We start from the raw sequence: 23,501 nt of genomic DNA on the forward strand, positions 1-23,501 counted from the left end.
GTGTTCAGTAAATGCAGCGCCTAAGCTAGGTGTGCCAACGCTGCGAGGGTGAACACTCAAAGGAAGGTCATACCGTGTTCGCACCCGCGATAGGGGTTCGTGGCGTGGTCGAATCCGATATCCGGTGAGTCGTTGCGGGTGATGACGCTGCGGGCGAGTTCCTCGCGCACCTCGGTGACGGGCCGACGGTCGTCGTCTTCGCGGTGCCAGCCATCGTCCTCGGTCTGGTGACGCGTCGGCTCGAACCGGCCTTCGGGATTGGAGGCGGCACCGCGGCCTTTGTGGAGGCGGGTCATGGGGATGGCGTCGGACATCGTACAAATGTACGTCACGACGGTCTCAGATGTCGCGATACGAATAGGGATCGAGCGGAAGACGGGACGGCCATTTGTATCGTGCGGCGCGCGGAGGGACACCCCGGTGCGTCGGCTGCATAGCCGTGCATCCGGGTTCTCTTTTAACCGTCACTCAGCCGGTCGAGCCGAAGGCGCTGACGCTCGTCGGTCAGCCGGCCCAGTACGAGGCGCACCGAGAGGATGGCGGCCAGCCCGCTGCCGCCGGCCAGGAGCAACATCAGCACGATCTGGTAGGTCGCGGCCTGCAGCGGATCCATGCCCGCAAGCACCTGGCCGGTCATGATGCCTGGCATCGTGATGATGCCAGCCGCGCTCATCTGATTGACGAGCGGCACCATCGCACGGCGCACGGCACGTCGTTGAAGCTCGCCGGTCGCCGTGCGAAACGTATGTCCCAGCAGCAGACGAGCCTCGATCGCGGGCGCGTCCTGCGTCACGGATTCGAGCACGCCGGTCATGCCGATGCTTACGGCGTTGAGCACGTTGCCAAGAAGAATGCCCACGACGGGAATGACGAACTGCGGTGGCCAGCCGGCGCCGGCGGGCAGCAGGCAGACGAGCGCGAACAGGCAGGTGAGAAGGGAGGGTGCGGCGACGCTGGTCAGGCTGGCGACGAAATGGCCGCGATGCAGGCGCTGCCTTGGTCGCGCCGCGGCTTCGCGTGCCGCGGCCAGGGTCATGGCGAGCACCAGCGTCGCGGTCAGCCACGCGGCGTCCACGGCGAACACAGTGCGCAGGATGAACCCCAGCGCGACGAGCTGCACGACCATCCGCAACGACGCGATCGCCAGGGCCCGATGCATCTGCAGCCGCATCATGATGGACAGCATGGCGTCCAGCACCACGACGACGGCGGCTATGGCGATATCGCCTGCGTGGAGCGGCAGCGCGTTCATGCCGTTCGGAGGGTTCCGTCTTCGATTCGATGGATCGTGCTGGCGAGCCGCGCGGCCTGCACCGGATCGTGGGTGACGATCAGCATCGCCGTACCTCCGCGCTGGACGTCTTTCAGGCAGCCTTCCACAGCCAGCGCGGCATCGGCGTCCAGGCCGCTGGTCGGCTCGTCGAGGAGGAGGACGTCGGGTTTTGCCACGAGTGCCCGCACCAGGGCCAGGCGTTGACGCTCGCCGGTGGAGAGCCCGACGATGTTCCGCTCGAGGATGTCTTCCGGCAACCGCATGGCGACGCAGAGGCGCGATGCTTCGGCGAGCGCCTCGTCCGGAAAATGCGCGGCGACCGTGGATGCCCACCAACCCGACACGGCGGGAACGAGCATGACGCGGCGGCGCCACTCCGGTGCGGCGTAGGTCTCGCGCGCCTTTCCGTCCAGCACGACATGGCCGCTTCCGGGGTCGAGATCCACCACCTGGCGCAGGAGCAATGTCTTCCCGGCGCCAGAGGGTCCCATCAACGCCACACAACCACCCGGAGCAAGAGCGAACGACACCGGGCCAATCCGCGCGCCACTCAGCTCCTCGACGATCAGTCCCTGTGCCCTCTCGTATCGGCTTCGCGGCGAAGGAGACGACAGAGAGCTGGAGAGCGACATGCATGCGTTTCCAGAGGCGGCTTCTTCCATAGTGAACCGTCTGCCTTAGCTCTTCCTTGCGTCGAGGTGAACGGGCCGTTGGCGCGGCGGAATAGTGCCATGCGCGACATGCTTTCGTGGTTTGCAATCTTGCCCGACTCTGAACGGAGAGCGCGGGCGGTATCTCGTCGACAGCTTACCCTAAGGTTACGGCGGCATCGTACGCGTACTCCCGGGCCATCCGGTCGACCGTTGAAGAGCCATGTCGAAAGCACACGTCACTGCGCGTCCCTCTGTCGCGACCGCCACACGCCAGCCGAACCATCATCGTGTCCAGCAGCTCCGGCGCAGGATCGTGGCGTGGCTGATCGGCAAGGTCTTCCCATCCGCCCCGAACGAGGTGAGCGAGGGTACGCTCCCGCACACGGGAATCCAGCGTGTACTGGTGTGCCGCCCCAATCACCGCCTCGGTAACACCGTCCTGACGACACCGCTCATCGCCGAACTCGAGCGATGGTATCCAGGGGCGGAGGTCGACGTCCTGAGTGCCGGCCCCGCAGCGTCGAGCGTGTATGGCGCCTATGCCGCGATGGGGGAGATCTACGCGCTCGACCGTCGGGCCATTCGTCATCCGTGGGCCACGTGGCGAACCCTTGGCGCGTTGCGCACGAAACGATACGACCTCGTCATCGATGCGGCGTCGGGCTCCTCGTCGGGGCGCCTGGTGACGGCGATGGTCCGTGCGCGCTTTCGCGTCGGCGTCGGGTCGACGGCCCATGGCGCACCCATGCATCTGGCCGCGCGACCGGTGCACGCGTTGCGACGCGCGCTCGGTGTTCCAATGGGGACGACGGTTCCCTCGCTCGACCTGCGCCTGTCGGAGACCGAGCGTGCCAGTGGCCGCGCCACCCTGAATCGCGTTCTGAAGGTGCAGGCGACGAGCGACGCCCGCGTCCTGGCCATCTTTCCGAACGCGACCGGTGCCAAGCGCTACGACCAGACGTGGTGGACGACGTTCCTTGCGGAACTGGATCGCGCCGCCGGGCCGTTTCGTATCGTCGAACTCGTCGCGGCCGATGGAGCGTCCCGCGTCGGCAACCTGTATCCGACGTATTTCACCAGTGACCCGCGCAAACTGGCGTCCTTCATCGACGCGGCCGGCCTTTACGTGAGCGCGGACTGCGGAGTCATGCACCTGGCCGCCGCCACGACGGCGCAGACGATCGGCCTGTTCGCGAAGACCGATCCATCCCGTTACGCCCCCTACGGCCCTGGCAACACCGCGCTCTGGACGGGAGACGACGGTGCCGCGACGGTGGCTCATCGTGCAGCGGGACACATCCTTCGCCGCCGTCACAGCGACTGAGGTCGTGCCCGGATTCTGCGACACGGGTCACGATCGGCGCTGCTTCGTCCCATTTACCACCGAAGCGGACAAGGCAGGACGCGGACCGAATGGTCCAATTCGGGGTGTTCCCAACCCAAACCAAGGAGGTCCACCCATGTCTCGTTCCCTTCTCCGTGCCGCGCTCGTCGCCGCGATGGCCGTGAGCCCGGCCGCGTTCGCCGCCGACAAGCCGACCATCGTCCTGGTCCACGGCGCATTCGCGGACGGTTCCAGCTGGAATGGCGTCGTCCAGCAGCTGCAGAAGGACGGTTACGCCGTCGTCGCGCCCGCCAACCCGCTGCGCAGTGTGAAAACCGACGCCGCCTACGTCGCGGACGTGGTCAAGAGCATCAGCGGCCCGGTCGTCCTGGTCGGTCACTCGTACGGTGGTGCGGTCATCAGCGAGGCCGCCGAAGGCGTGGCGAACATCAAGTCGCTGGTCTACGTTGCGGCGTTCTCGCCGGAGATCGGTGAGTCCTCGGCTTCGCTTTCGGGCAAGTTCCCGGGCAGCACCCTGGGCCCGACGCTCGCGCCGCCGATCCCGCTGTCGGACGGCAACAAGGATCTCCTGGTCGCCCAGGACAAGTTCCCGGAACAGTTTGCGGGCGACGTGCCGCGCAAGGAGGCCGTGATCATGGCCGCCGAACAGCGGCCCATCACGGAGGCGGCGCTCAACGAAAAGGAAACGGCCGCCGCTTGGAAGCACATCCCGTCGTGGCACATCTACGGCTCGAAGGACAAGAACATCCCGCCCGCGTCGATGAAGTTCATGGCGGAACGCGCGAAGTCGAAGCAGACCGTCGTGGTCGACGGCGCATCGCACGTCGTGATGATCTCGCATCCGGACCAGGTGGCGAAGATCATCGAAGCGGCGGCCGAAGCGAAGTAAGCATCGATTCCCCGGGGCGTTCGGTGCGTGCGGAGACCCCTGGTCGCTCGTATGTTCGGGCTGGCGAGGTGATCGCACCCACGTGGACCGAGGCCGTGACGACGAAGGGGGCGGACGATCGTATCGTCCGCCCCCTTTCTTTCAGTCCTGGATCGGGACGTCTTTCGTCTCTTTCAGGAAGAAGAGGCCGACGAGGAACGTCATGACCGCTACGATCACCGGATACCAGAGCCCGTAATAGATGTCGCCCTTCCACGCCACGAGCATGAAGCCGATGGTCGGAACGAAGCCGCCGAACCAGCCATTGCCGATGTGGTACGGAAGGCTCATCGACGTATAGCGGATGCGCGTGGGGAACATCTCCACCAGCCATGCCGCGATCGGGCCATAGACCATGGTGACGTACAGCACGAGGATCGCGAGGAGCAGCACCAGCATCGGATAGTTCGCCTGCGAGGGGTCGGCCTTTTCGGGATAACCCGCCGCCTTCACCTGCGCGGCGACCTTCGCCGTGAATGCCTTGTTCTGAGCCGTGAACGTCGCCTTGTCGAGCTGACCGCCCTCGAACGAGTCGATGATCTCGTCGCCGATCTTCACCGTCGCGAGCGCACCAGCCGGTGCGTCGGCATTGGTGTACGGGATGCCCTTCTTGGCCAGCACGCTCTTGGCGACGTCGCACGAGCTGGTGAAGGTCTTCTTGCCCACCGGATCGAACTGGAACGAGCACGCATTCGGATCCGCGGTGACGACGACCGGGGACGATGCCGCGGCCGCTTCGACGGCGGGATTGCCGAAGTGGGTGAGCCCCTTGAAGATCGGGAACATCGTCAGCGCGGCGATCAGGCAGCCTGCGAGCACGATCGTCTTGCGGCCGATCTTGTCCGACAACCACCCGAAGAACACGAAGAACGGCGTTCCGATGAGCAGCGCGCCGGCGATGAGCAGGTTGGCCGTCGTGCCGTCGATCTTCAGGCTCTGCGTCAGGAAGTACAGCGAGTAGAACTGGCCCGTGTACCAGACCACCGCCTGGCCCGCCGTGGCGCCGAGGAGCGCGAGGATCACGAGTTTCAGGTTCTTCCACTGGCCGAAGGCCTCCGTCAGCGGCGCCTTCGACTGCTTGCCTTCGGCCTTCATCTGCTTGAAGACCGGCGACTCCTGCAACTGCATGCGGATGTAGACCGACACACCGACGAGCACGGCCGAGATCAGGAACGGAATGCGCCAGCCCCATGCTTCGAACGCCTCGGTGCCAAGGCCCAGGCGCGTGCCCAGGATCACCAGCAGCGAGAGGAAGAGGCCGAACGTCGCCGTGATCTGGATGAAGCTGGTGTACAGACCACGCTTGCCCTGCGGTGCATGTTCGGCAACGTAGGTCGCGGCGCCGCCGTATTCACCGCCCAGCGCGAGGCCCTGCAGCAGTCGCAGCAGGATGAGCAACACGGGCGCGAGCACACCCATCGTCGAATACCCGGGCAGCACGCCGACGAGGAACGTCGAGGTACCCATGATCACGATCGTGATGAGGAACGTGTACTTGCGTCCGATGAGATCGCCGACGCGACCGAACACGATCGCGCCGAACGGTCGCACCGCGAAACCGGCGGCGAAGGCGAGCAGCGCGAAGATGAACTGGCTCGTCTCGTTGAGGCCGGTGAAGAACTGCTTGCCGATGATCGCGGCGAGCGAGCCGTAGAGGTAGAAGTCGTACCATTCGAACACCGTGCCCAGGCTGGACGCGAAGATGACGCGCCGGTGGCCCGTGCCGATGTTGCCGTCGGCGCGGAGGCCGTCTGCGGTGGTTGCCATGAAAACTCTCCGTCAGAACTTGTAGAGCGCGTTGAGGGTGTACTCGTTGCCGGAGGTCCTCTGGCGGCCGAGACCGTTGGTGGTCGTCGAATTGAGCTTCGAATGGATCACTTCGCCGCTGAAGTCGAAGGCACCGACGCTGTACTGCAGGCTCAGCGCCTGCTGGCGGTTCTTCAGCAAGCCGGCCGTGTTCGGTGCGCGCCAGCGCAACACGTCGCCTTCGTCGAGCTTGCTGGCGGCGACGAAACCGAACACCGTCCAGTGCTTGTCGAACTTGTAGCCGAGCTGCAGCCAGCCGCCCTTGTCCTTGATGTCGCCGAACTGCGAAAGATCGCCGAAGATCTGGCCGATGGCGTTACCCGTGTAGACGGCGCCCTTCACGATGAAGTTGCCGGGCATCCACATGCCGCCGACCTCCACCGCCGTGCTCTTGATGTCGCTCTTGATCGGCGTGACGGTTTCCCCGTCGACACCATGCAGGTCCACGCGGCTGTAATGGCCCGCGGCGAACACCTGCCAGTTCTTGCCCTTGGCGGTGATGCGCGCCTGGATCTGCGGCTTGAAGCCCGCGTTGCCGGCGGTGAGGTAGTTGGTGGTCAGGCCCGGGCCGCTCCAGCTGCCTTCGTAGGCACCGAGGTCGAAGCGCCATTTCACACCATCGGAGCCGTGGTTGAGCTCCTGCATCCACACGATGCCCGGATAGCGCCAGCCGATCAGGCCGGTGCCGTAACCAAGCGGGAACGCGATGTGCGACAGCGACTGCGGCACGTAGTCGAGCGGGAACAGCAGCTGCCACATCTGACCGATGCGGAACGTGGTGCCCGTGTCGACGTTGGTGATGTCCATGTACGCCTGGCGCAGGCGCTGCGCTGGCTGCTGCTGGCTGTACGCGCCCGTGCCGTTGAATCCGCCGAAGAAGTCCATCTCGATGCGGCCGGAACCAGCCCAGCTCTCGTTGAACTTGCCGCCGGTGAAGTCGAGCCAGAAGCGCGTGTTGCGCACGTCGACGCCGGTGATGGAGTTGGCGCGGCCCGTCGGGCCCGGTAGCGGGTACTCGGCGTTCTGGCCGTTGCCGTACTGGTAATTGGCGTCCTGCTTGAAGCCGCTGACGTTGATGAAGCCATGCAGCGCCACCGAGACGCCCGGCGCCGAGCTGAAGGTCGGCTTGGCGGGCACGGCGGCGACGGTCTTCTCGACCTTGGCCACCTTCTCATCCGTTTGCTGTACCTGCGTCTGCGCGGCCTGCGCCGTGGCCGTGGCCTGCGTCGTGGCGGCCTTCTGCTCCTGGATCATCGCCTTGAGCTCGGCGAGCTGCTGCTCGAGCTGGTTGACCCGGGATTCGAGTTCGGCCTCGCGGCTGGCGGATTTCTTCGACTTCGACTGCGCGTGGGCCACGTCCGGCAATGCGGCCATCGGCAGCATGAGGGCACAGGCGACACTGAGGGCGATGGCCTTGCGGCCACCGGATCGGATCGTCTTCATCATGGTCTCCCCAACCATTGGCGGGTCGAGCATGTGACACGTCCGTTGGTCGTGCCATTCGCCAAAGGTCGAACCTCGACCAAAGTCGTAGCGGTATCGCAGCTTTATGTTGCGTCGCGACGCTAAACTTCGGCCATAGCCCGACGCACCCATTCGGTATCGCCGAAGCAACGTATCGCAGGAGCCAGCATGTCCGATCTACACCCGGTCGATCCGGCCTTCGCCGCCAAGGCACGTGTCCGGAAAGACGACTACCAGTCGATGTACGCGCGTTCCGTCCAGGATCCGGAAGGTTTCTGGAAGGAGATGAGCGAGCGGGTGGACTGGATCGAGCCCCCGACGAAGATCAAGAACGTCTCGTTCGACCCGGACGACCTGCACATCCGCTGGTTCGAGGACGGCAAGCTCAATGTCGCCGCGAACTGCCTGGACCGCCATCTGGCGCAGCGCGGCGACAAGACCGCCATCATCTTCGAAGGCGACGACCCGGGCGAGTCGCGCACGCTGACCTATCGCGAACTGCACACCGAGGTCTGCAAGTTCGCCAATACGCTGAAGAACCTTGGCATCGTCAAGGGCGATCGCGTGGTGATCTACCTGCCGATGATTCCCGAGGCCGCGGTCGCCATGCTGGCCTGCGCGCGGATCGGCGCGATCCATTCCGTGGTGTTCGGTGGCTTCTCGCCGGACTCGCTGGCCAGCCGCATCGGCGATTCGAAGGCCAAGCTCATCGTGACAGCCGACGAAGGCCTCCGCGGTGGCAAGAAGATTCCGCTGAAGGCCAACGTGGACGAGTCGCTGAGCCGGCCGAACACGAACAGCGTCGAGACGGTGATCGTCGTGCGCCGCACGGGCGGCGCCATCCAGTTCCAGTCGCCGCGCGATCGCTGGTACCACTCGCTGATGGAGGGGCAGTCCGCCGACTGCGCGTTCGAGCCGATGGGTGCCGAGGATCCGTTGTTCACGCTCTACACCTCCGGTTCGACGGGCCAGCCCAAGGGCGTGCTACACACGAGCGGCGGCTATCTCGTCTATACCAGCCTCACGCACGAGCTGGCGTTCGACCTGCGCGAGGACGACATCTACTGGTGCACGGCCGACGTGGGCTGGATCACGGGGCACAGCTACGTGGTGTACGGTCCGCTGGCGAACGGCTCGACCGTCGTCATGTTCGATGGCGTGCCCAACTATCCGGATTTCAGCCGTTTCTGGCAGGTGGTGGACAAGCACAAGGTGACGCTGTTCTACACCGCGCCTACGGCCATCCGCGCGCTGATGCGCGAAGGCGACGCGCCGGTGAAGAAGACCTCGCGCAAGTCGCTGCGCGTGCTCGGCACCGTCGGCGAGCCGATCAATCCGGAAGCCTGGAACTGGTACTACCGCGTGGTGGGCGAAGAGCGCTGCCCCGTCGTCGATACCTGGTGGCAGACCGAAACGGGTGGCTTCATGATCACGCCGCTCCCGGGCGCCATCGACCTGAAGCCGGGTTCGGCGACGCTGCCGTTCTTCGGCATCAAGCCCGCCATCGTGGATACGGATGGGAAGCCGCAGGAAGGCGCGTGCAGCGGCAACCTCGTCATCACGGATTCGTGGCCGGGCCAGATGCGCACGGTGTACGGCGACCACCAGCGTTTCGTCGAGACCTACTTCAAGACCTATCCGGGCAATTACTTCACCGGTGACGGCGCACGCCGCGACGAAGACGGTTATTACTGGATCACGGGCCGCGTCGACGATGTCATCAACGTCTCGGGTCACCGCATCGGCACGGCCGAAGTCGAGAGCGCGCTCGTCGCCCATCCGAAGGTCGCCGAAGCCGCGGTCGTCGGCTGCCCCCACGACATCAAGGGTCAGGGCATCTATGCGTTCGTCACCCTCAACGCGGGGGAGAGCGGCAGCGAGGAGCTGTGCAAGGAACTGATCGCGGGCGTGCGCAAGGAGATCGGCCCCATCGCTGCGCCGGATCACCTGCAGTGGGCGCCGGGATTGCCGAAGACACGGTCGGGCAAGATCATGCGCCGCATCCTGCGCAAGATCGCGGAGAACCAGCCCGACCAGCTCGGCGACGTGTCCACGCTCGCGGACCCGGGCGTGGTGAAGAATCTCGTGGAAGAACGGCTGATCAAATAAGCCATGTCCGACGTCCTGATCGCCGATGACCACCCGTTGTTCCGCGATGCCCTGCAGCGCGCGGTGCTGACGGCGGTGCCCGGCGCCACCGTGCATACCGCGGACAGCGTTCCGGCGCTCTTCGCCCTGATCGAATCGCTGCCGGAGGCCGATCTGCTGCTGATGGATCTGCACATGCCGGGCGCGCGCGGGTATTCGGCGCTCGCGCACATCCGTGGGCAGTACCCGGGCTTGCCGACGATCGTCGTGTCGGGTCATGAGGAAGGCCAGATCGCCCGGCGGGCGCTCGCCCACGGTGCGTCCGCGTACATTCCGAAGTCGGCGGCGGTCGAACAGATCGTCGAGGCGGTGCGCACCGTGCTCGATGGCGATGTGTGGCTTCCGCACCAGCTGGTCGGCGGAACGCTCGAACTCCGCGCCGACGAGGCGGAGGTCGCGGCGCGCGTCGCGTCGCTCACGCCACAGCAGTTCCGCGTGCTGAACATGATCGCGGAAGGCTTGCTCAACAAGCAGATCGCATACGACCTCGGTGTCTCGGAGGCGACGGTGAAGGCGCATATGACGGCCATCATGCGCAAGCTGGGTGTGTCGAATCGCACGCAGGTGGCGCTGGCCGCGAGTCACCTGGATGTGGAGAAGGAAGCCTTTCCGGGAGCGGCGGAGATCTGACGCTTGTTCGTGGGAGCGCGCTTGCGCGCGAATGGGTGCTTGCGGCTAGCACCCGTTCGCGCGCAAGCGCGCTCCCACAGGATGATGTGCTCTCGTTATGCCGTATGCGTGCGCGCCCGCTTCGCCAGCGCCACCAGCAACGCGCGCAGTGCCGCCGGGCGGACCGGCTTGTGCAATAGCGGATACCCCAGCATGCGTGCGCGCTGCTTCAGTTCCGTGCTGCCATCGGCGGTGACCATCGCCGCCGGCGGCATGTGTCCGAGCTTTTCGCCGAGGAGCTGCAACGCCTCCAGGCCATCGATGCCGTCGCCGAGGTGATAATCGGCGAGGATCAGGTCGACGTGAGTCGAGGTGAGCACTTCGAACGCGGCGTCCGCGTCGATCGCCACGCGACAGTCCACGCCCCAGCGACCGAGCAGTGCGCGCATGCCTTCCAGGATCGTCTCGTCGTTGTCGAGGCAGAGCACCGTGAGCGGCAGCTGCTCGCCGCCGGGCCGCACGACCGACGGGGCGCGCTTGCGTGCGACGTTCTCCGCGCGCGGCACGGTGATGCTGAAGCAGCTGCCGTGGCCGACGTCGGATCGCAGCGAGAGCCGATGTTCGAGGATGCCGGCGAGACGGTCGCAGATGGACAGACCCAGGCCCAGGCCTTTCTCGCCCCACGGCGACGGTCGGTCCAGGCGCTGGAATTCGCCGAAGATGCGCGCCTGCTGTTCGTCGGCGATGCCGGGTCCCGTGTCCCACACTTCGATGCGTACCTGATCGCCACGCCGACGCACACCGAGCACCACACCCCCCACGCGCGTGTACCGCAGTGCATTGGAAAGGAAGTTCGCGACGATGCGACGCAGCAGCTGCGCGTCGGAGCGGACGGAGAGCGACGTCGGCACCACGTGCAGCGTCAGCCCGCGCTGTTCGGCGACTACCGCGAACTGCTGGCGTAGCGAATCGAAGAGATCGGCGAGCGCGAAGGGGATGACTTCCGGTCGATAGCTGCCGGCATCGAGGCGGGAGACGTCGAGCAATGCATCGAGCAGATCTTCCGCGGCACGGAACGAAGCGTCGATGCGTTCGGCGAGCAGCGCCGCCTCGCTGTCCAGTCCGGGCTGCTGGCGAAGCGCCGAGGTGAACAGGCGCGCCGCGTTCAATGGCTGCAAGAGGTCGTGACTCGCCGCGGCCAGAAAGCGGGTCTTGGACGCGTTCGCCGCTTCGGCTTCGCGACGCGCGATCGCGGTGGCATTGAGCGCGTCGGAGAGTTCGGCGGTCCGATCCTCCACGCGCTGCTCCAGCGTCTCGTTCGCGTCGATCAGCGCTTGTTCGACGGACTTGTACGCGGTGACGTCCGTGAACGTCGTGACGAAGCCCCCGCCGGGTAGCGCGCGGCCACGCATCTCGATCACCGTGCCGTCGGGTCGCACGCGCTGGAACACGTGTGGCGAGCCCGCGCGCATGTAGCGAATGCGTTTCGCGACGTGCTCGTCGACCTCGCCCGGGCCGCATTCGCCATGCTTCGCGTTCCAGCGGATGAGGTCGGCGACGGGGAGACCGACGTACACCATGCCTTCCGGATAGTCGAACAGTTCAAGGTAACGACGATTCCACGCGACGAGGCGCATGTCGCCGTCGACCACGCTGATGCCCTGGGACACGTTCTCCAGCGTCGTCGACAGCAGCTCGCGGTTGAAGCGCAGTTCCTGCGACGCTTCGTCCATCAACGCCATGGCCTCGGCGATATCGAGGCCGGTGCCCGAGAGCGCGCCCATCAGGATACGCCGCGCACTGGCGGCGCCGACCGCGCTGGCGAGAAGACGCTCGGTGAACTGGATGAGCGGTCGGTCCGCGGAATCGGTGGGGGAGAGCGTCACGCCATGTCGCTGACCGTATTCGTTGAACGCGCGTACGGTCACACGGTCGCCGACGATGCGGCCCGCGATGGTGCCCAGGTCGCGCACGGTGACGCGGCCGCGCCAGTCGCCCGCGCCGGTGGCGCTGCGCACGTACGGGTCCACGAAAAGCGCAGCGTGCAGGCGCTCGGCCACGCTCGGGCGAAAGCGCAGCGAGATGAAGATGAGACAGCCGACATTGAACAGCAGCGACCAGAACGTGCCGTGCGTGACGGGCTCCCATCCAGTGAGGTGGAAGAGTTCGGTGGGCTTGAGCCAGCCGAAGCCGAACGGTCCTTCGTCGATCCAGCGTCCATGCAGCCACCCGGCGCGTGTCATGGCGGGAAGGAGGAGCGTGTAACCCCAGACGAGGAAACCGGCGAGCAGTCCGACATAGACACCGACACGGCTTGCGCCGCGCCAGTAGAGTGCCGACACGATCGCCGGTGCGAACTGTGCGACCGCGGCGAACGAGAGGAGGCCGGTCGCGGCCAGGTTCTCGGCATCGGCGATGATGCGGTAGTAAACGTAGGCGAGCGCCGCGAGCACGACGATGGCGATGCGTCGCACGAGCAGCACGATGTTGGACAGATCGCCGCGCCGCTCGAGGTCGAAGCGACGGATGCGCAACAGCGTGGGCATCACGAGATCGTTGCTGATCATGGTCGCGAGCGCGACGGCGGCGACGATCACCATGCCGGTCGCGGCGGAGAAGCCGCCGACGAAGGCGAGCAACGCCATACCGCCGTCGCCACGTGCGATGGGCAGATTGAGTACCCACGCGTCGACGTGCCCCTGTCGCACCATCGGGATGCCCATGCCAGCGCTGACGATGGGCAGGACCGCGAGCGAGATCAGGATCATGTAGACCGGGAACAGCCATCGCGCGCGATGGAGATCGCGCGGATCCTCGCATTCGACGACGCCGATCTGGAACTGGCGTGGCAGGCAGAACATCGCGCAGAACGCGAGCAGGGTCTGCGCGACGAAGCCTGGCGGCATGCTTCCCCGCTCTATCTGCGACACGGGCGCGCGGATCGTTTCCGCGAGGCCCGGTCCATGCAGGTAGGCGTAGACGCCGATCGCGACGAAGGCGAGGAGCTTCACCAGCGACTCCACCGCGACGGCCAGCATCATGCCGTGATGATGTTCCGTCGCGTCGATGGTGCGCGTGCCGAAGAGGATGGCGAACACGGCGAGCAGGGCGGCGCACCACAGCGCGGTATCGCCGAACCACCAGGCGGAGTTGCCCGCGCCGAGCACGGCGAACGACATCGCCACCGCTTTGAACTGGAGCGCGATATACGGAATGATCGCCACGACGGCGATGAGGGCGACCAGTGCCGCCAGGCCGTGCGACTTACCGAATCGCGCCGCGATGAAATCGGCGATCGACGTGATGTTCCGCTCGCGCGCCACGAGCACGAGTCGTTCGATCAGGCCGAAGCCCAGCACGAAGAGAAGCAGCGGACCGAGGTAGATCGGCAGGTACGCCAGGCCGGAGACGGCGGCGGTGCCGACCGCGCCGTAGAACGTCCACGACGAGCAGTAGACTGCCAGCGCGAGGCTGTAGACGAGCGGGCGGAGTCTGGGCTGGCGAGGGTAGAGCGGCCGACGGTCGCCGACATACGCGATCGCGAACAGCATGCCCACGTAGAGCAGCGCTACCAGCAGCAAGAGCCAGCCTGCGATCACGAGTCGGTATGTCCCCTTTGGGCTTCGGGGTCATTCTAGGGGGTAGGAGGCGTCGGCGTCCTTCGCGAGGTTGCCCGCTACCGCGGGTTCGCCAGCAGGCTGGCTCCCACCATGCCATCGTGGAGGCTCTGTCGAGAACCCAGCCGCCTGGCTTCGCTCCGCCGTGGATGCTTTGGTGGGAGCCAGCCTGCTGGCGATTCGGTTTGCCTCGATGCCCGGTCGTACCTCAGGATGATGCCGATGACGCAAGCGATCCCCGAACTCACGGAGCACGAAATCCACATCTGGCGCAGCACCTGGTCCGGCGGTGCCGGCGAGGCCGCGTTCGCGCGACTGATCGGTGGCTACGCGGGCACCGACGCTCCCGCCATCGCGCGTGGTGAGCACGGCAAACCGTTTCTGCCGGCGCCATTCGACTCGCTCGGTTTCAACTGGAGCCATAGCGGGGACATCGCGCTGCTGGCGGTGGGCCGGGGCGCACCTGGCTTCCAGCTCGGCATCGATGTGGAGACCGTCCGCCCGCGGCCGAGGGCGCTTGAACTGTCGCGGCGATTCTTCGCACCCGACGAGACGGACGCCCTCGCGGCACGTGAAGGCGACGAGCGTCTCGGCGCGTTCATCCGCCTCTGGACGGCGAAGGAAGCGGTCCTGAAGGCCCACGGCGGTGGGCTGTCGTACGGGTTGCACCGGGCGTCGTTCCGGCTCGACGGCGACGGGATCATACCCTTCGCATTCGAGGGTGAGATCGCGCCGGCATCCCGCTGGCAGGTGCACCCGCTCGCGCTGGGCGCCGACGTCATGTCGGCCGTCGCATGGCGCGGCGAGCCGCGGCGAATCCGCGTCTTCACATTTGCACTTTGAACCTTTGGCGGTCGACCCGTGTCTTAGTCCATGTGTGTGGAGTGAGCCGTGGAGTGCGCCACAAGGACGTGGCGAGTTATGCTGGGACGACAGTCATTACGCACGTCGCAATGGTGGCGTGCGTTTTTTTATGGACCGTCGATGACCCTACTCAGCGTCAACCTCAACAAGATCGCCGTGCTGCGCAACTCGCGTGGCGGCAACGAACCCGACATCGCCACCGCGGCGAACACGTGCATCGACGCCGGGTGCGGTGGCCTCACCGTCCACCCCCGACCCGACATGCGCCATGTCACGCCGGCCGATGTACGCACGCTGGCCAGCCTGCTGCGTGGACGCGTGGAATACAACATCGAAGGCAATCCGTTCGCGGGCCCGCGCGGCGCGTATCCTGGCCTGCTCGCGCTGTGCCGTGAAGTGCGTCCGACGCAGGTCACGCTCGTGCCCGATGGCGACGGCCAGATCACGTCGGACCATGGCTTCGACCTCACGAAGGACATCGAAATGCTCAAGCCCGTCGTCGCGGCGTTTCGCGAGATCGGCTGCCGCGTCAGCGTCTTCGTCGACGCCGGCGGCGAAGGGTTCGAAGACGCGAAGGCGATCGGTGTGCAGCGCATCGAACTCTACACCGGACCGTATGCCGAGGCGTTTCACGACGGCGACGCGCGCAAGGAGCTCGCATCGTTCGCCGAGACCGCGCAACGCGCGCAGCAGGCGGGTCTGGCGGTGAATGCCGGCCACGATCTGAGCCAGGCGAACCTTGGCACGTTCAAGGCGGCGATCCCCGGGCTGGCCGAGGTGTCGATCGGCCACGCGTTGATCAGCGAGGCGTTGTACCAGGGCCTCGCGCCCACGGTGCGCGCGTACCTCGGGATCCTGAAGTAACGCCATTCGGTGGGAGCCAGTCTGCTGGCGCCGGGGGCTTACCGCGAGCGCGCATCGCCAGCAGGCTGGCTCCCACCAAAACCTGGCCATAAAAAAACCCCGCCGGGAGGCGGGGTTTCTGGTCTTACCGGACGACCGATCAGTTGTTGACGAAACCGATCTTGGTCAGGCCCTGGCCCTTCGCGTCGGAAAGCACGCGAGCCACTGCCTCGTACTGAACCGCGTCATCCGCGTCGATCTGCAGTTCCGGCTGGTTCGACTGCTGGGCGATCACCGCGATCTGAGCCTTGAGGCCCAGCTCGTCGACCGGTGTGTCGTTCCAGTACAGCGAGCCATCCTGGCGAATCTGCAGCCGGACGGGATCCGGCGGATTATCTGGGTTGACGATGTTCGGGTTCGGCTGCGGCAGATCGATCTTGATCTTATGCGACAGCATCGGAGCCGTGATCATGAAGATGATCAGGAGCACCAGCATCACGTCGACGAGCGGCGTGACGTTGATGTCCGACATCGGGCCACCAGAGTTGCCTGAGCTGAATGCCATGTTCGTTACTCCCCAGCCTTGCCGGTCGACATGAAGCCGACGTGGACCATACCGGCATCCTTGGCGTCGCCAAGGATCTTCTTCACCACACGATACTCGGTGGTGCGATCGGCACGGATCTGGAGTTCCGGCTGCGGCGACTTCGCCGCCGCAACCGCGAACTGAGCCTTCAGTTCAGCCTCGCTGACTTCGCCGTCATTGAGGAAGTACGTACCGTCCGGCTTGACCGCGAGATCCATCGGCTCGACCGGGGTGTCATCCTTAACGTTCGGATTAGCCTTCGGCAGATCGATCTGGACCTTGTGGGACATCAGCGGTGCCGTGATCATGAAGATGATCAGCAGAACCAGCATCACGTCGACGAGCGGCGTGACGTTGATTTCCGACATCGGCCCACCGGAGTTGCCCCCGCTGCTCATAGCCATGGGTCAGTTCCTCTTACTTCTTGACGACGGCAACCGGAGCGGTGCCTTCGACGCGGGCGCCCGTGGCGAAGAAGTCGTGCAGGTCGTGCGCGAATTCGTCGAACTGGGCGTAGGTCAGGCGGTTCGAGCGCATGAAGAAGTTGTACGCGAGCACGGCCGGGATAGCGGTGAACAGACCGAACGCGGTCATGATCAGCGCCTCACCGACGGGGCCAGCGACCTTATCCATCGACGCGGAACCCGAAGCGGCGATACCGATCAGTGCGTGGTAGATACCCCACACCGTACCGAGAAGACCGATGAACGGAGCCGACGAACCGACCGTGGCGAGCAGGGTCAGGCCGCCTTCCAGACGCAGGCTCTCGCGAGCGACGGCCTGGCGCAGGGCGCGATCGATGAATTCCGAACGCGACAGCGTCTCGGCGAGGCGACCGCCAGCAGCCTGCTGGTGGTGAGCGACGGCCGAAGCGGCATCGAGTGCGATCTTCGAGAACGGTTCGCCCTTCGGCTGCTCTTCGAGCATACGAATGGCTTCCTGGGTCGACGAGGTGTTCCAGAAGCCCTGGATGACCTTGTCGGCGCGCGAACGCACCAGGCTGTTACGGATGAAGTTGGCGACGATGAAGTACCACGAAAGCACCGACATCGCGACCAGCACCACGAACACAATCCAACCGAGGAAGTCGAAGTTGTGGATGAGGTGGTCGAAGCCCATCTGCTTCAGGGCGTCGGCATTCGAGTTCTGACCTGGATTAGCAGGCTGAGCGGAGGTGTCTTGCAACATAACGCTACCCTTGGGAAGTCAAGCGTGAACTTAAAGATGTAAGTAAGTGTGAGGACTAACTTACAGCTGGTTTAGGTTGAACGTAACGGGGACACGTGCATAGCCTTCGACGGCCTGACCGCCTCGCTTGCCCGGGTTGAATCGCCAGTTCCTGGCCGCATCCTGCGCTGCCTTGTCCAGTTCGCGGAAACCGCTCGACTGGTCGACCTGGATGTCCTTCGGCGAACCGTCGACACCTACGAGGACCAGAAGAACCACCGTACCTTCATGCCGCTGGCGAACCGCCTGCGGCGGATACTTTGGCGGGTTGCGCTGACGGTACGACAGATTTTCGCTAGGCGCGATGTCGGCCGGCGGTGCTGGCGGCGCGGGAGGCGCCGGCGGCGGTGCAGGAACGGCATTCGTGCTCGCCTCTTCCACGGCAGGCGGCGGCGGAGCCGGCGGCGGCGGTGTCGGTGGCGGTTTCACCTGCTGAATAATTTTCGGCGGCGGCTGCTTGGGGGGTTCCGGCGGCGGCGGCGGAGGAGGCGGGGGCGGCGGCGGCGGTTCGATGAAGTCGACCTGTACCACCTTCTCTTTCTGCTTTTCCTGCGTCTTGGGCGGCGCCATGGGCGCGACCAGCAGCAGGAAGGCAAACGAGTGCAATGCGATGGCTACAGCCAACGCACTTGTGCGCCCCCAACTGAACGGCGCTTGGCCGGTTGATTCGTTACTTGAGGCCATCAGTCACTATCAAGAGCTAATCAAGCGGAAGTGAGCCCGCACTGCTCTTCCGGCGTTCGGCGGGTTGACAATGCCGAAAACGCAGGTTTCTGCAAGCGGAAAGATATGCAAGTTACACCAGCATATGGCGTTTGTATAGCACCTGAAGGGAAGATTTATGACGGGTCACAAGCCTTACTTTCGGGGCTTTACAAGCGCTTACTTACCGGTACCTGCGGTTTTCAACCAGGCGTTGGCCTTGGCAGACGTTTCGGGGTCCTGCGCCGCCTTTTTCATGGCTTCGATGGCACCCGCTTTGTTCTTCAGACCACGCTCGGCTTCCGCGAGCACCATGTAGGCTTGACCCTTATGTTGCACACCCTTGCTGATGGCATCCGTCGCTGACTTCTTGGCGGCGGAATACTGATTCTCCTGAAGCTGCACACGCGCGACCTTCAGCGCCGGCTCGCCGTTGGTGGCGACGGCCGCAGCCTGCGTGTAGGCGCCGACGGCATTCTTCATGTCGTCGCCAGTGACGTAGGAGTCACCCAGCAGGTTGTAGTTCTCGCCGGTCTTCTGGACCACGCCCTTGTCGAAGCCTTCCTTCAGCACGGCCGCGGCCTTGGCGGCATTCGCCGCCTGGCGATCGGTGTGCTCCTGACCGTCGATCAGGTAGACCTTGGCGAGATTGACGTACTGCTTCTCGTCCTTGAACGCGCCGGCGCTGCGGGCCTTCTCGAGCAGCGCGATCGCTTCCGGATACTTCTGCGCCTGGATCAGCGACGAGGCTGCGTTGTTCAGCGTGGTCGCGTCGTTCGGATTCTTGGCGAGCGCTTCCGTCGCGAGCGCGGCGGCCTTGTCACCCTGACCCGTCTCCGAATAGCTGGCGGCGAGGATCTGGTCCCACGAGCCCTGCGGCTTCGCGTCCGGCATCGACTTCGCCTTGGTGATGGCGGCGATGGCTTCCGGGTACTTCTCGAGACGGTAGTCGATGTTGCCTTCGAGACCGTAGGAGTCGGCCGTTTCCTTCTTGCCCTCGGCGCGCCATTCCTGCAGCGACTGCAGCGCCGGTGCGTACTGCTCGTCGGCCACGAGGAACTGCGTGTACATGTACTTCAGCTGGAAGTACGTGTCGTTCGGCATGACGCCGATGTCGAGCGCCTTCTTGAGGTCGACGATGGCGCCCTTGACGTCGCCGTCGTTGTACTTGAGGTTCGCGATGCCCTGGAGCGCCAGCGCCTGCGCGTACTTGCTGCTGGTACCCGAACCGTCGGCGATCGGCGTCAGGATCTGGAGGGCCTTGTCCTTCTCACCGTTGTTCGCGGCGTCGAGACCTTCCTGGATGGCCTTCTGGTCTTTTTCGCTCTTGAGGTCGAGCTTCGGCTCCGAACGCGTGGCGTTCGGATACAGGACTTCCTTCTTGGGCTCGTCTTTCTTGCTGTCGCGCGCGGATGCCGCGCCGCCGACAAGGGAAAGCGCGATGGCCGTTGCGAGTGCGAACTTCGAGAAGGAACCCTGTTTCATTGACTCACCTCTGTTGTAGGAGTCGGCGCACATGGCGGCTCTCCGGGGGACTACAGAGGTTAACCCGATTCGATTCCTAAGAACAAGTCGCAGTGCAAGAAAAAAAAATAACCAAAACAATGACTTGTTAGAAGAATGTTTGTACTGACGGTTTTATGGGCCAAAGGTTGGCTTGAAAACGCCATTTTTGTCCACGCGCCGATCGGGCCCGGTGGGGAGCAAAAAAAGGCCCGGTCGTCGCCGACCGGGCCTTCGATTCGCACCATACGGACGCGTATGCGTCAGATGTCGAGGTTGGCGACCTTCAGTGCATTCGCTTCGATGAACTCGCGACGCGGCTCGACGGCCTCGCCCATCAACATGGAGAACATCTGATCGGCGGCGACGGCGTCTTCGATGCCCACCTGCAGCATGCGACGGGTCTCCGGGTTCACCGTCGTTTCCCACAGCTGCTCCGGGTTCATTTCGCCGAGACCCTTGAAGCGCTGGATCGTGCGGCCCTTCTTGGCTTCGTCGAGCAGCCAGTTACGCACGTCGGCGAAGCTGAGCACACCACGCGATGCATTGCCGCGGCGAACCACGGCACCCGGCTGGAGGCCGAGCTGCGAGAGCTGCTGCGAGATCGACTGGATGGCCCGGTATTCGATGCCGGAGAAAAAGGCCTGCGGCATGATCCAGGTGTGGCTGAGGCCGTGCTGCATGCGCTCGACCTCGATCGCGGCACCCTGCAGTTCGTTCAGCGTCGGACGGAAACGAAGCGCGTACGTCGGCTTGCCGAGGCCACTGGCGCTGAGGCGCGTGGCGAGACCGTCCAGCCACGTCTGCATGGCGGCCGCGTCGGACCACAGTCCGTCCGCCATCGGGGCGTGCTCGATCATCGCCGTCAGGGCCGCGACATCGAAGCGGTGGCTGAGGCGGGCGATCTGGTCGAGCGAGCTCTGGTAGTCGCGCAGCAGCTTCTCGAGCGTGGCGCCATCGATGCCGGGTGCGCCCTCTTCCGGCACCAGCGAGGCGTTGTCCACGGCGCTGGCGATGAGGTACTCGTTGAGGACGGCGTCGTCCTTGATGTACATCTCCTGCTTGCCCTGCTTCACCTTGTACAGCGGCGGCAGGCCGATGTAGACGTGGCCGCGCTCGATCAGCTCCGGCATCTGACGGTAGAAGAAGGTAAGCAGCAGCGTGCGGATGTGCGATCCGTCGACGTCCGCGTCGGTCATGATGATGATGCGGTGGTAGCGCAGCTTGTCCGGGTTGTATTCCTCCTTGCCGATACCCGTGCCGAGCGCGGTGATCAGCGTGCCGACTTCGGCGGAGGAGATCATCTTGTCGAAGCGGGCCTTCTCGACGTTGAGGATCTTGCCCTTGAGCGGCAGCACGGCCTGCGTGCGACGGTTGCGACCCTGCTTGGCCGAGCCGCCTGCGGAGTCACCCTCGACCAGGAACAGTTCGGACAGCGCCGGATCCTTTTCCTGGCAGTCGGCGAGCTTGCCCGGCAGGCCCGCGATATCGAGCGCGCCCTTCCGGCGCGTCATTTCGCGGGCTTTGCGAGCGGCTTCGCGGGCACGGGCGGCGTCCACCGCCTTGGAGGCGATGTTCCGGCTTTCCGACGGATGCTCGAGGAGGAACTCGGCGAGCTTGTCGTTGACGACCTGCTCGACCGCGGTCTTCACCTCGCTGGAAACCAGCTTGTCCTTGGTCTGCGACGAGAACTTCGGATCCGGCACCTTGACCGAGAGCACGGCGATCATGCCTTCGCGCATGTCGTCGCCCGAGAGGCCCACCTTGGCGTTCTTCGCCAGGCCTTCCTTCTCGATGTAGTTCTGCAGCGTGCGCGTGAGCGCGGCGCGGAAGCCCGTCAAATGGGTGCCACCGTCGCGCTGCGGGATGTTGTTGGTGAAGCAGAACATCGTTTCCTGGTACGCATCCGTCCACTGCATCGCGACTTCGACGGTAATGCCTTCCATCTGGGCGCTGAAGCTGATGACCGTGGGATGCAGCGCGGTTTTCAGCTGCGCCAGGTGCTGGACGAAGGACTTGATGCCGCCCTCGTACGCGAAGATGTCCTTGCGGTCGTTGCGCTCGTCGACGAGCTCGATGGTGACGCCCGAATTGAGGAACGCCAGCTCGCGCAGACGCTTCGCCAGGATGTCGTAGTGGAACTCGATGTTGCTGGTGAACGTGGCCGGGCTGGGCAGGAAACGGACCATGGTGCCGCGACGATTCGTGTCGGCACCGGCGGCGATCGGCGCCACCGGTTCGCCGTGGGCGTATTCCTGGCGGTATTCCTTCCCGTCGCGCCAGATGGTGAGCCAGAGCTTCTCGCTGAGGGCGTTCACCACGGAGACGCCCACGCCGTGGAGGCCGCCGGACACCTTGTACGAGTTCGCGTCGAACTTACCGCCGGCGTGGAGCACGGTCATGACGACCTCGGCGGTGGACCTTCCCTCTTCCGGATGCGTGTCGACCGGGATGCCACGGCCGTTGTCGGCCACGCTGGCGGAGCCATCCTGGTGGATGGTGACGGTCACGTAGTCGCAATAGCCAGCCAGGGCTTCGTCGATGGCGTTGTCAACGACTTCGAACACCATGTGGTGCAGGCCCGTACCGTCGTCGGTATCGCCGATGTACATGCCGGGGCGCTTACGGACGGCTTCCAGGCCCTTGAGGACCTTGATGCTGCCGGAGTCGTAGGCGTTCGAATTCGTCGGATCGAGAGGTTCGTTCATGCGATGCCTGGTAATGGCGCCAGAGAGCGGCCCCGATGCGGCGCGGAAGCTTCGGGACAGTCGGTCGATTATAGCAAAGCCGTGACCGAACCCTGTTCCACGTGGAACACAGTCACCGGCTGCTCGGCAAGGGCGGAAGGGATCTCCGTTCCCGTGACGAAGACCTGGACGTCGCGGCCTAAAAGCTGCGCGACTACCCACTCTTGATGGGTGCGATCGAGCTCGGATGCAAGGTCGTCGAGGCAGACGACAGGCCATTCTCCGCGGATCTCCGCGTGCAGCGATGCCTGCCCCAGAAGGCAGGCCAGAGCACAAAGCTTTTCCTGCCCACGAGACAGATGCTCGCGCATCGGCGCGTGTTCGAAGGCGATGGTGAAATCGGCTCGATGGGGGCCGACGGTGGTATGCCCTCTCCCGAGGTCGCGGAGACGGCGCTCGGCAAGCGTGGTCGCCAGATCCGCCGCGTCGTCCCATCCGGGACGATATCGGACGGTGAACTCGCCCAGTTCCGGCAGGACGTTGGCCATGAATGCCCGGACGTGAGGCATCAGGCGGTCCATGTAGTCACGGCGAAACGTGGTAATTGCCTCGCCCGACTGGCTCAATTCGGCCTCCCAGGGGGCCAGAAGCCCGGGATCGAGGTTTCCACCCACGCGAAGGGCAGCGTTTCGCTGTTTCAGAGCCCTTTGATACCGACGCCATTGATTCACGAACGCGTGTTCCACGTGGAACAAACCCCAGTCGAGAAACCGGCGCCGTTCGTCGGACGGGCCCGCGATCAGGTCGTGCGAGCCTGGTTCGAAGCAAACGACGGCGCACTCCTGAACCAAGGCGCCCAGCGATGCGGCCGCATCGCCGTCGACCCTTGCCTGCCAGCGACCACTTTCTCGGCCGAGGCCGAGACGACGCGTCCTGCCGTCTGCCGTGCGGACCTCGGCGAACACCGAAAGCACCGAAGCGCCTCGCTTCAGCAGCACGTCCCGGGACCCCGCCCGGAACGAGCGCCCATGCGACAGCAGGTAAGCGGCTTCGAGGACGCTCGTCTTGCCTGCGCCATTCGGCCCGACGAAGACGTTGATGCCCCCAGCCGGCGTCAACGACACGCCCTCCAGGCACCGCAATCCACTAATCCGCAACGACTCGAACTTCATCCCGCCGGTTTTCCCCGTTCCATAACGAACGACGCCGGGGTGTCGAAGACATCCCCGGCGTCGTGGCCGAACTC

18 protein-coding genes and 1 pseudogene are annotated in these 23,501 nt (G+C 64.9%); 6 read left to right on the forward strand and 13 right to left on the reverse strand.

Features of this window, described 5'->3' with window-relative positions; translation table 11 throughout:
* Window positions 1-56: 56 nt before the first annotated feature.
* The 3 genes from BMX32_RS07235 to BMX32_RS07245 all read right to left on the reverse strand — a co-directional run bounded on the left by BMX32_RS07235 (window position 57) and on the right by BMX32_RS07245 (window position 1,905).
* Entirely contained in the window at window positions 57-296 is a 240-nt protein-coding gene (locus tag BMX32_RS07235; protein WP_244511451.1) for a radical SAM family protein, read from the reverse strand.
* A gap of 161 nt (window positions 297-457) precedes the next feature.
* Window positions 458-1,252, reverse strand: a complete 795-nt coding sequence (locus tag BMX32_RS07240; protein WP_089976258.1) for an ABC transporter permease — start codon at window positions 1,250-1,252, stop codon at window positions 458-460.
* Complete coding sequence (locus BMX32_RS07245; protein ID WP_089976261.1) at window positions 1,249-1,905, reverse strand: ABC transporter ATP-binding protein; 657 nt, start codon at window positions 1,903-1,905, stop codon at window positions 1,249-1,251. Before BMX32_RS07245 ends, BMX32_RS07240 begins: the two co-directional genes overlap by 4 nt.
* A gap of 334 nt (window positions 1,906-2,239) precedes the next feature.
* On the opposite strand from BMX32_RS07245, the gene BMX32_RS07250 reads away from it, so the two are divergent.
* Both BMX32_RS07250 and BMX32_RS07255 read left to right on the forward strand, forming a co-directional pair.
* Window positions 2,240-3,250, forward strand: coding sequence for a glycosyltransferase family 9 protein (locus BMX32_RS07250; RefSeq protein ID WP_170843586.1), 1,011 nt, complete (start codon window positions 2,240-2,242; stop codon window positions 3,248-3,250).
* 136 nt (window positions 3,251-3,386) lie between these two features.
* Window positions 3,387-4,160 carry an alpha/beta fold hydrolase gene (locus tag BMX32_RS07255; RefSeq protein WP_089976266.1) on the forward strand — a complete coding sequence of 258 codons (774 nt, stop codon included), beginning with the start codon at window positions 3,387-3,389 and terminating at the stop codon, window positions 4,158-4,160.
* A gap of 141 nt (window positions 4,161-4,301) precedes the next feature.
* Here the strand turns inward: BMX32_RS07255 and BMX32_RS07260 are convergent.
* Both BMX32_RS07260 and BMX32_RS07265 read right to left on the reverse strand, forming a co-directional pair.
* A pseudogene (locus tag BMX32_RS07260) lies at window positions 4,302-5,966 on the reverse strand (MFS transporter); the annotation flags it as partial.
* 12 nt (window positions 5,967-5,978) lie between these two features.
* Window positions 5,979-7,451: a hypothetical protein gene (locus tag BMX32_RS07265; protein ID WP_343123850.1), complete on the reverse strand. Its 1,473-nt coding sequence runs from the start codon at window positions 7,449-7,451 to the stop codon at window positions 5,979-5,981.
* A 186-nt stretch (window positions 7,452-7,637) separates the two neighbouring features.
* Between BMX32_RS07265 and acs the strand changes: the two genes are divergently transcribed.
* Both acs and BMX32_RS07275 read left to right on the forward strand, forming a co-directional pair.
* The gene (gene acs / locus BMX32_RS07270; protein WP_089976271.1) at window positions 7,638-9,578 is read left to right on the forward strand and encodes an acetate--CoA ligase; all 1,941 of its coding nucleotides are present in this window, start codon (window positions 7,638-7,640) and stop codon (window positions 9,576-9,578) included.
* A gap of 3 nt (window positions 9,579-9,581) precedes the next feature.
* A complete protein-coding gene (locus tag BMX32_RS07275; protein ID WP_029213684.1) occupies window positions 9,582-10,247 on the forward strand; it encodes a response regulator transcription factor in 666 nt (221 codons plus the stop codon).
* A 95-nt stretch (window positions 10,248-10,342) separates the two neighbouring features.
* On the opposite strand, the gene BMX32_RS07280 is transcribed toward BMX32_RS07275, so the two are convergent.
* A complete protein-coding gene (locus BMX32_RS07280) occupies window positions 10,343-13,825 on the reverse strand; it encodes a hybrid sensor histidine kinase/response regulator (RefSeq protein WP_170843587.1) in 3,483 nt (1,160 codons plus the stop codon).
* A gap of 240 nt (window positions 13,826-14,065) precedes the next feature.
* On the opposite strand from BMX32_RS07280, the gene BMX32_RS07285 reads away from it, so the two are divergent.
* Together BMX32_RS07285 and BMX32_RS07290 are read left to right on the forward strand one after the other, a co-directional pair.
* Entirely contained in the window at window positions 14,066-14,686 is a 621-nt protein-coding gene (locus tag BMX32_RS07285; RefSeq protein WP_170843588.1) for a 4'-phosphopantetheinyl transferase family protein, read from the forward strand.
* Window positions 14,687-14,827: 141 nt separating this feature from the next.
* Window positions 14,828-15,571 (forward strand): pyridoxine 5'-phosphate synthase, encoded by a 744-nt coding sequence (locus BMX32_RS07290; protein WP_089976276.1) that lies wholly within the window; start codon window positions 14,828-14,830, stop codon window positions 15,569-15,571.
* A 139-nt stretch (window positions 15,572-15,710) separates the two neighbouring features.
* Here BMX32_RS07290 and BMX32_RS07295 read toward each other — a convergent pair whose 3' ends face one another.
* From BMX32_RS07295 to recF, 7 genes are all read right to left on the reverse strand, one after another.
* Complete coding sequence (locus BMX32_RS07295) at window positions 15,711-16,115, reverse strand: ExbD/TolR family protein (RefSeq protein WP_029213933.1); 405 nt, start codon at window positions 16,113-16,115, stop codon at window positions 15,711-15,713.
* Window positions 16,116-16,120: 5 nt separating this feature from the next.
* Complete coding sequence (locus tag BMX32_RS07300; protein ID WP_029213932.1) at window positions 16,121-16,540, reverse strand: ExbD/TolR family protein; 420 nt, start codon at window positions 16,538-16,540, stop codon at window positions 16,121-16,123.
* 13 nt (window positions 16,541-16,553) lie between these two features.
* A complete protein-coding gene (locus BMX32_RS07305) occupies window positions 16,554-17,324 on the reverse strand; it encodes a MotA/TolQ/ExbB proton channel family protein (RefSeq protein ID WP_049808741.1) in 771 nt (256 codons plus the stop codon).
* A gap of 60 nt (window positions 17,325-17,384) precedes the next feature.
* Entirely contained in the window at window positions 17,385-18,047 is a 663-nt protein-coding gene (locus BMX32_RS07310; protein WP_029213930.1) for an energy transducer TonB, read from the reverse strand.
* 198 nt (window positions 18,048-18,245) lie between these two features.
* Entirely contained in the window at window positions 18,246-19,550 is a 1,305-nt protein-coding gene (locus BMX32_RS07315) for a tetratricopeptide repeat protein (protein ID WP_029213929.1), read from the reverse strand.
* 281 nt (window positions 19,551-19,831) lie between these two features.
* The gene (gyrB, locus tag BMX32_RS07320; RefSeq protein ID WP_089976279.1) at window positions 19,832-22,276 is read right to left on the reverse strand and encodes a DNA topoisomerase (ATP-hydrolyzing) subunit B; all 2,445 of its coding nucleotides are present in this window, start codon (window positions 22,274-22,276) and stop codon (window positions 19,832-19,834) included.
* A gap of 68 nt (window positions 22,277-22,344) precedes the next feature.
* Window positions 22,345-23,427 (reverse strand): DNA replication/repair protein RecF, encoded by a 1,083-nt coding sequence (gene recF / locus BMX32_RS07325; RefSeq protein WP_089976283.1) that lies wholly within the window; start codon window positions 23,425-23,427, stop codon window positions 22,345-22,347.
* Window positions 23,428-23,501: the final 74 nt, after the last annotated feature.

Origin of the sequence: Luteibacter sp. UNCMF331Sha3.1 (assembly GCF_900109915.1) — a bacterium.
Classification (GTDB): Bacteria; Pseudomonadota; Gammaproteobacteria; order Xanthomonadales; family Rhodanobacteraceae; genus Luteibacter.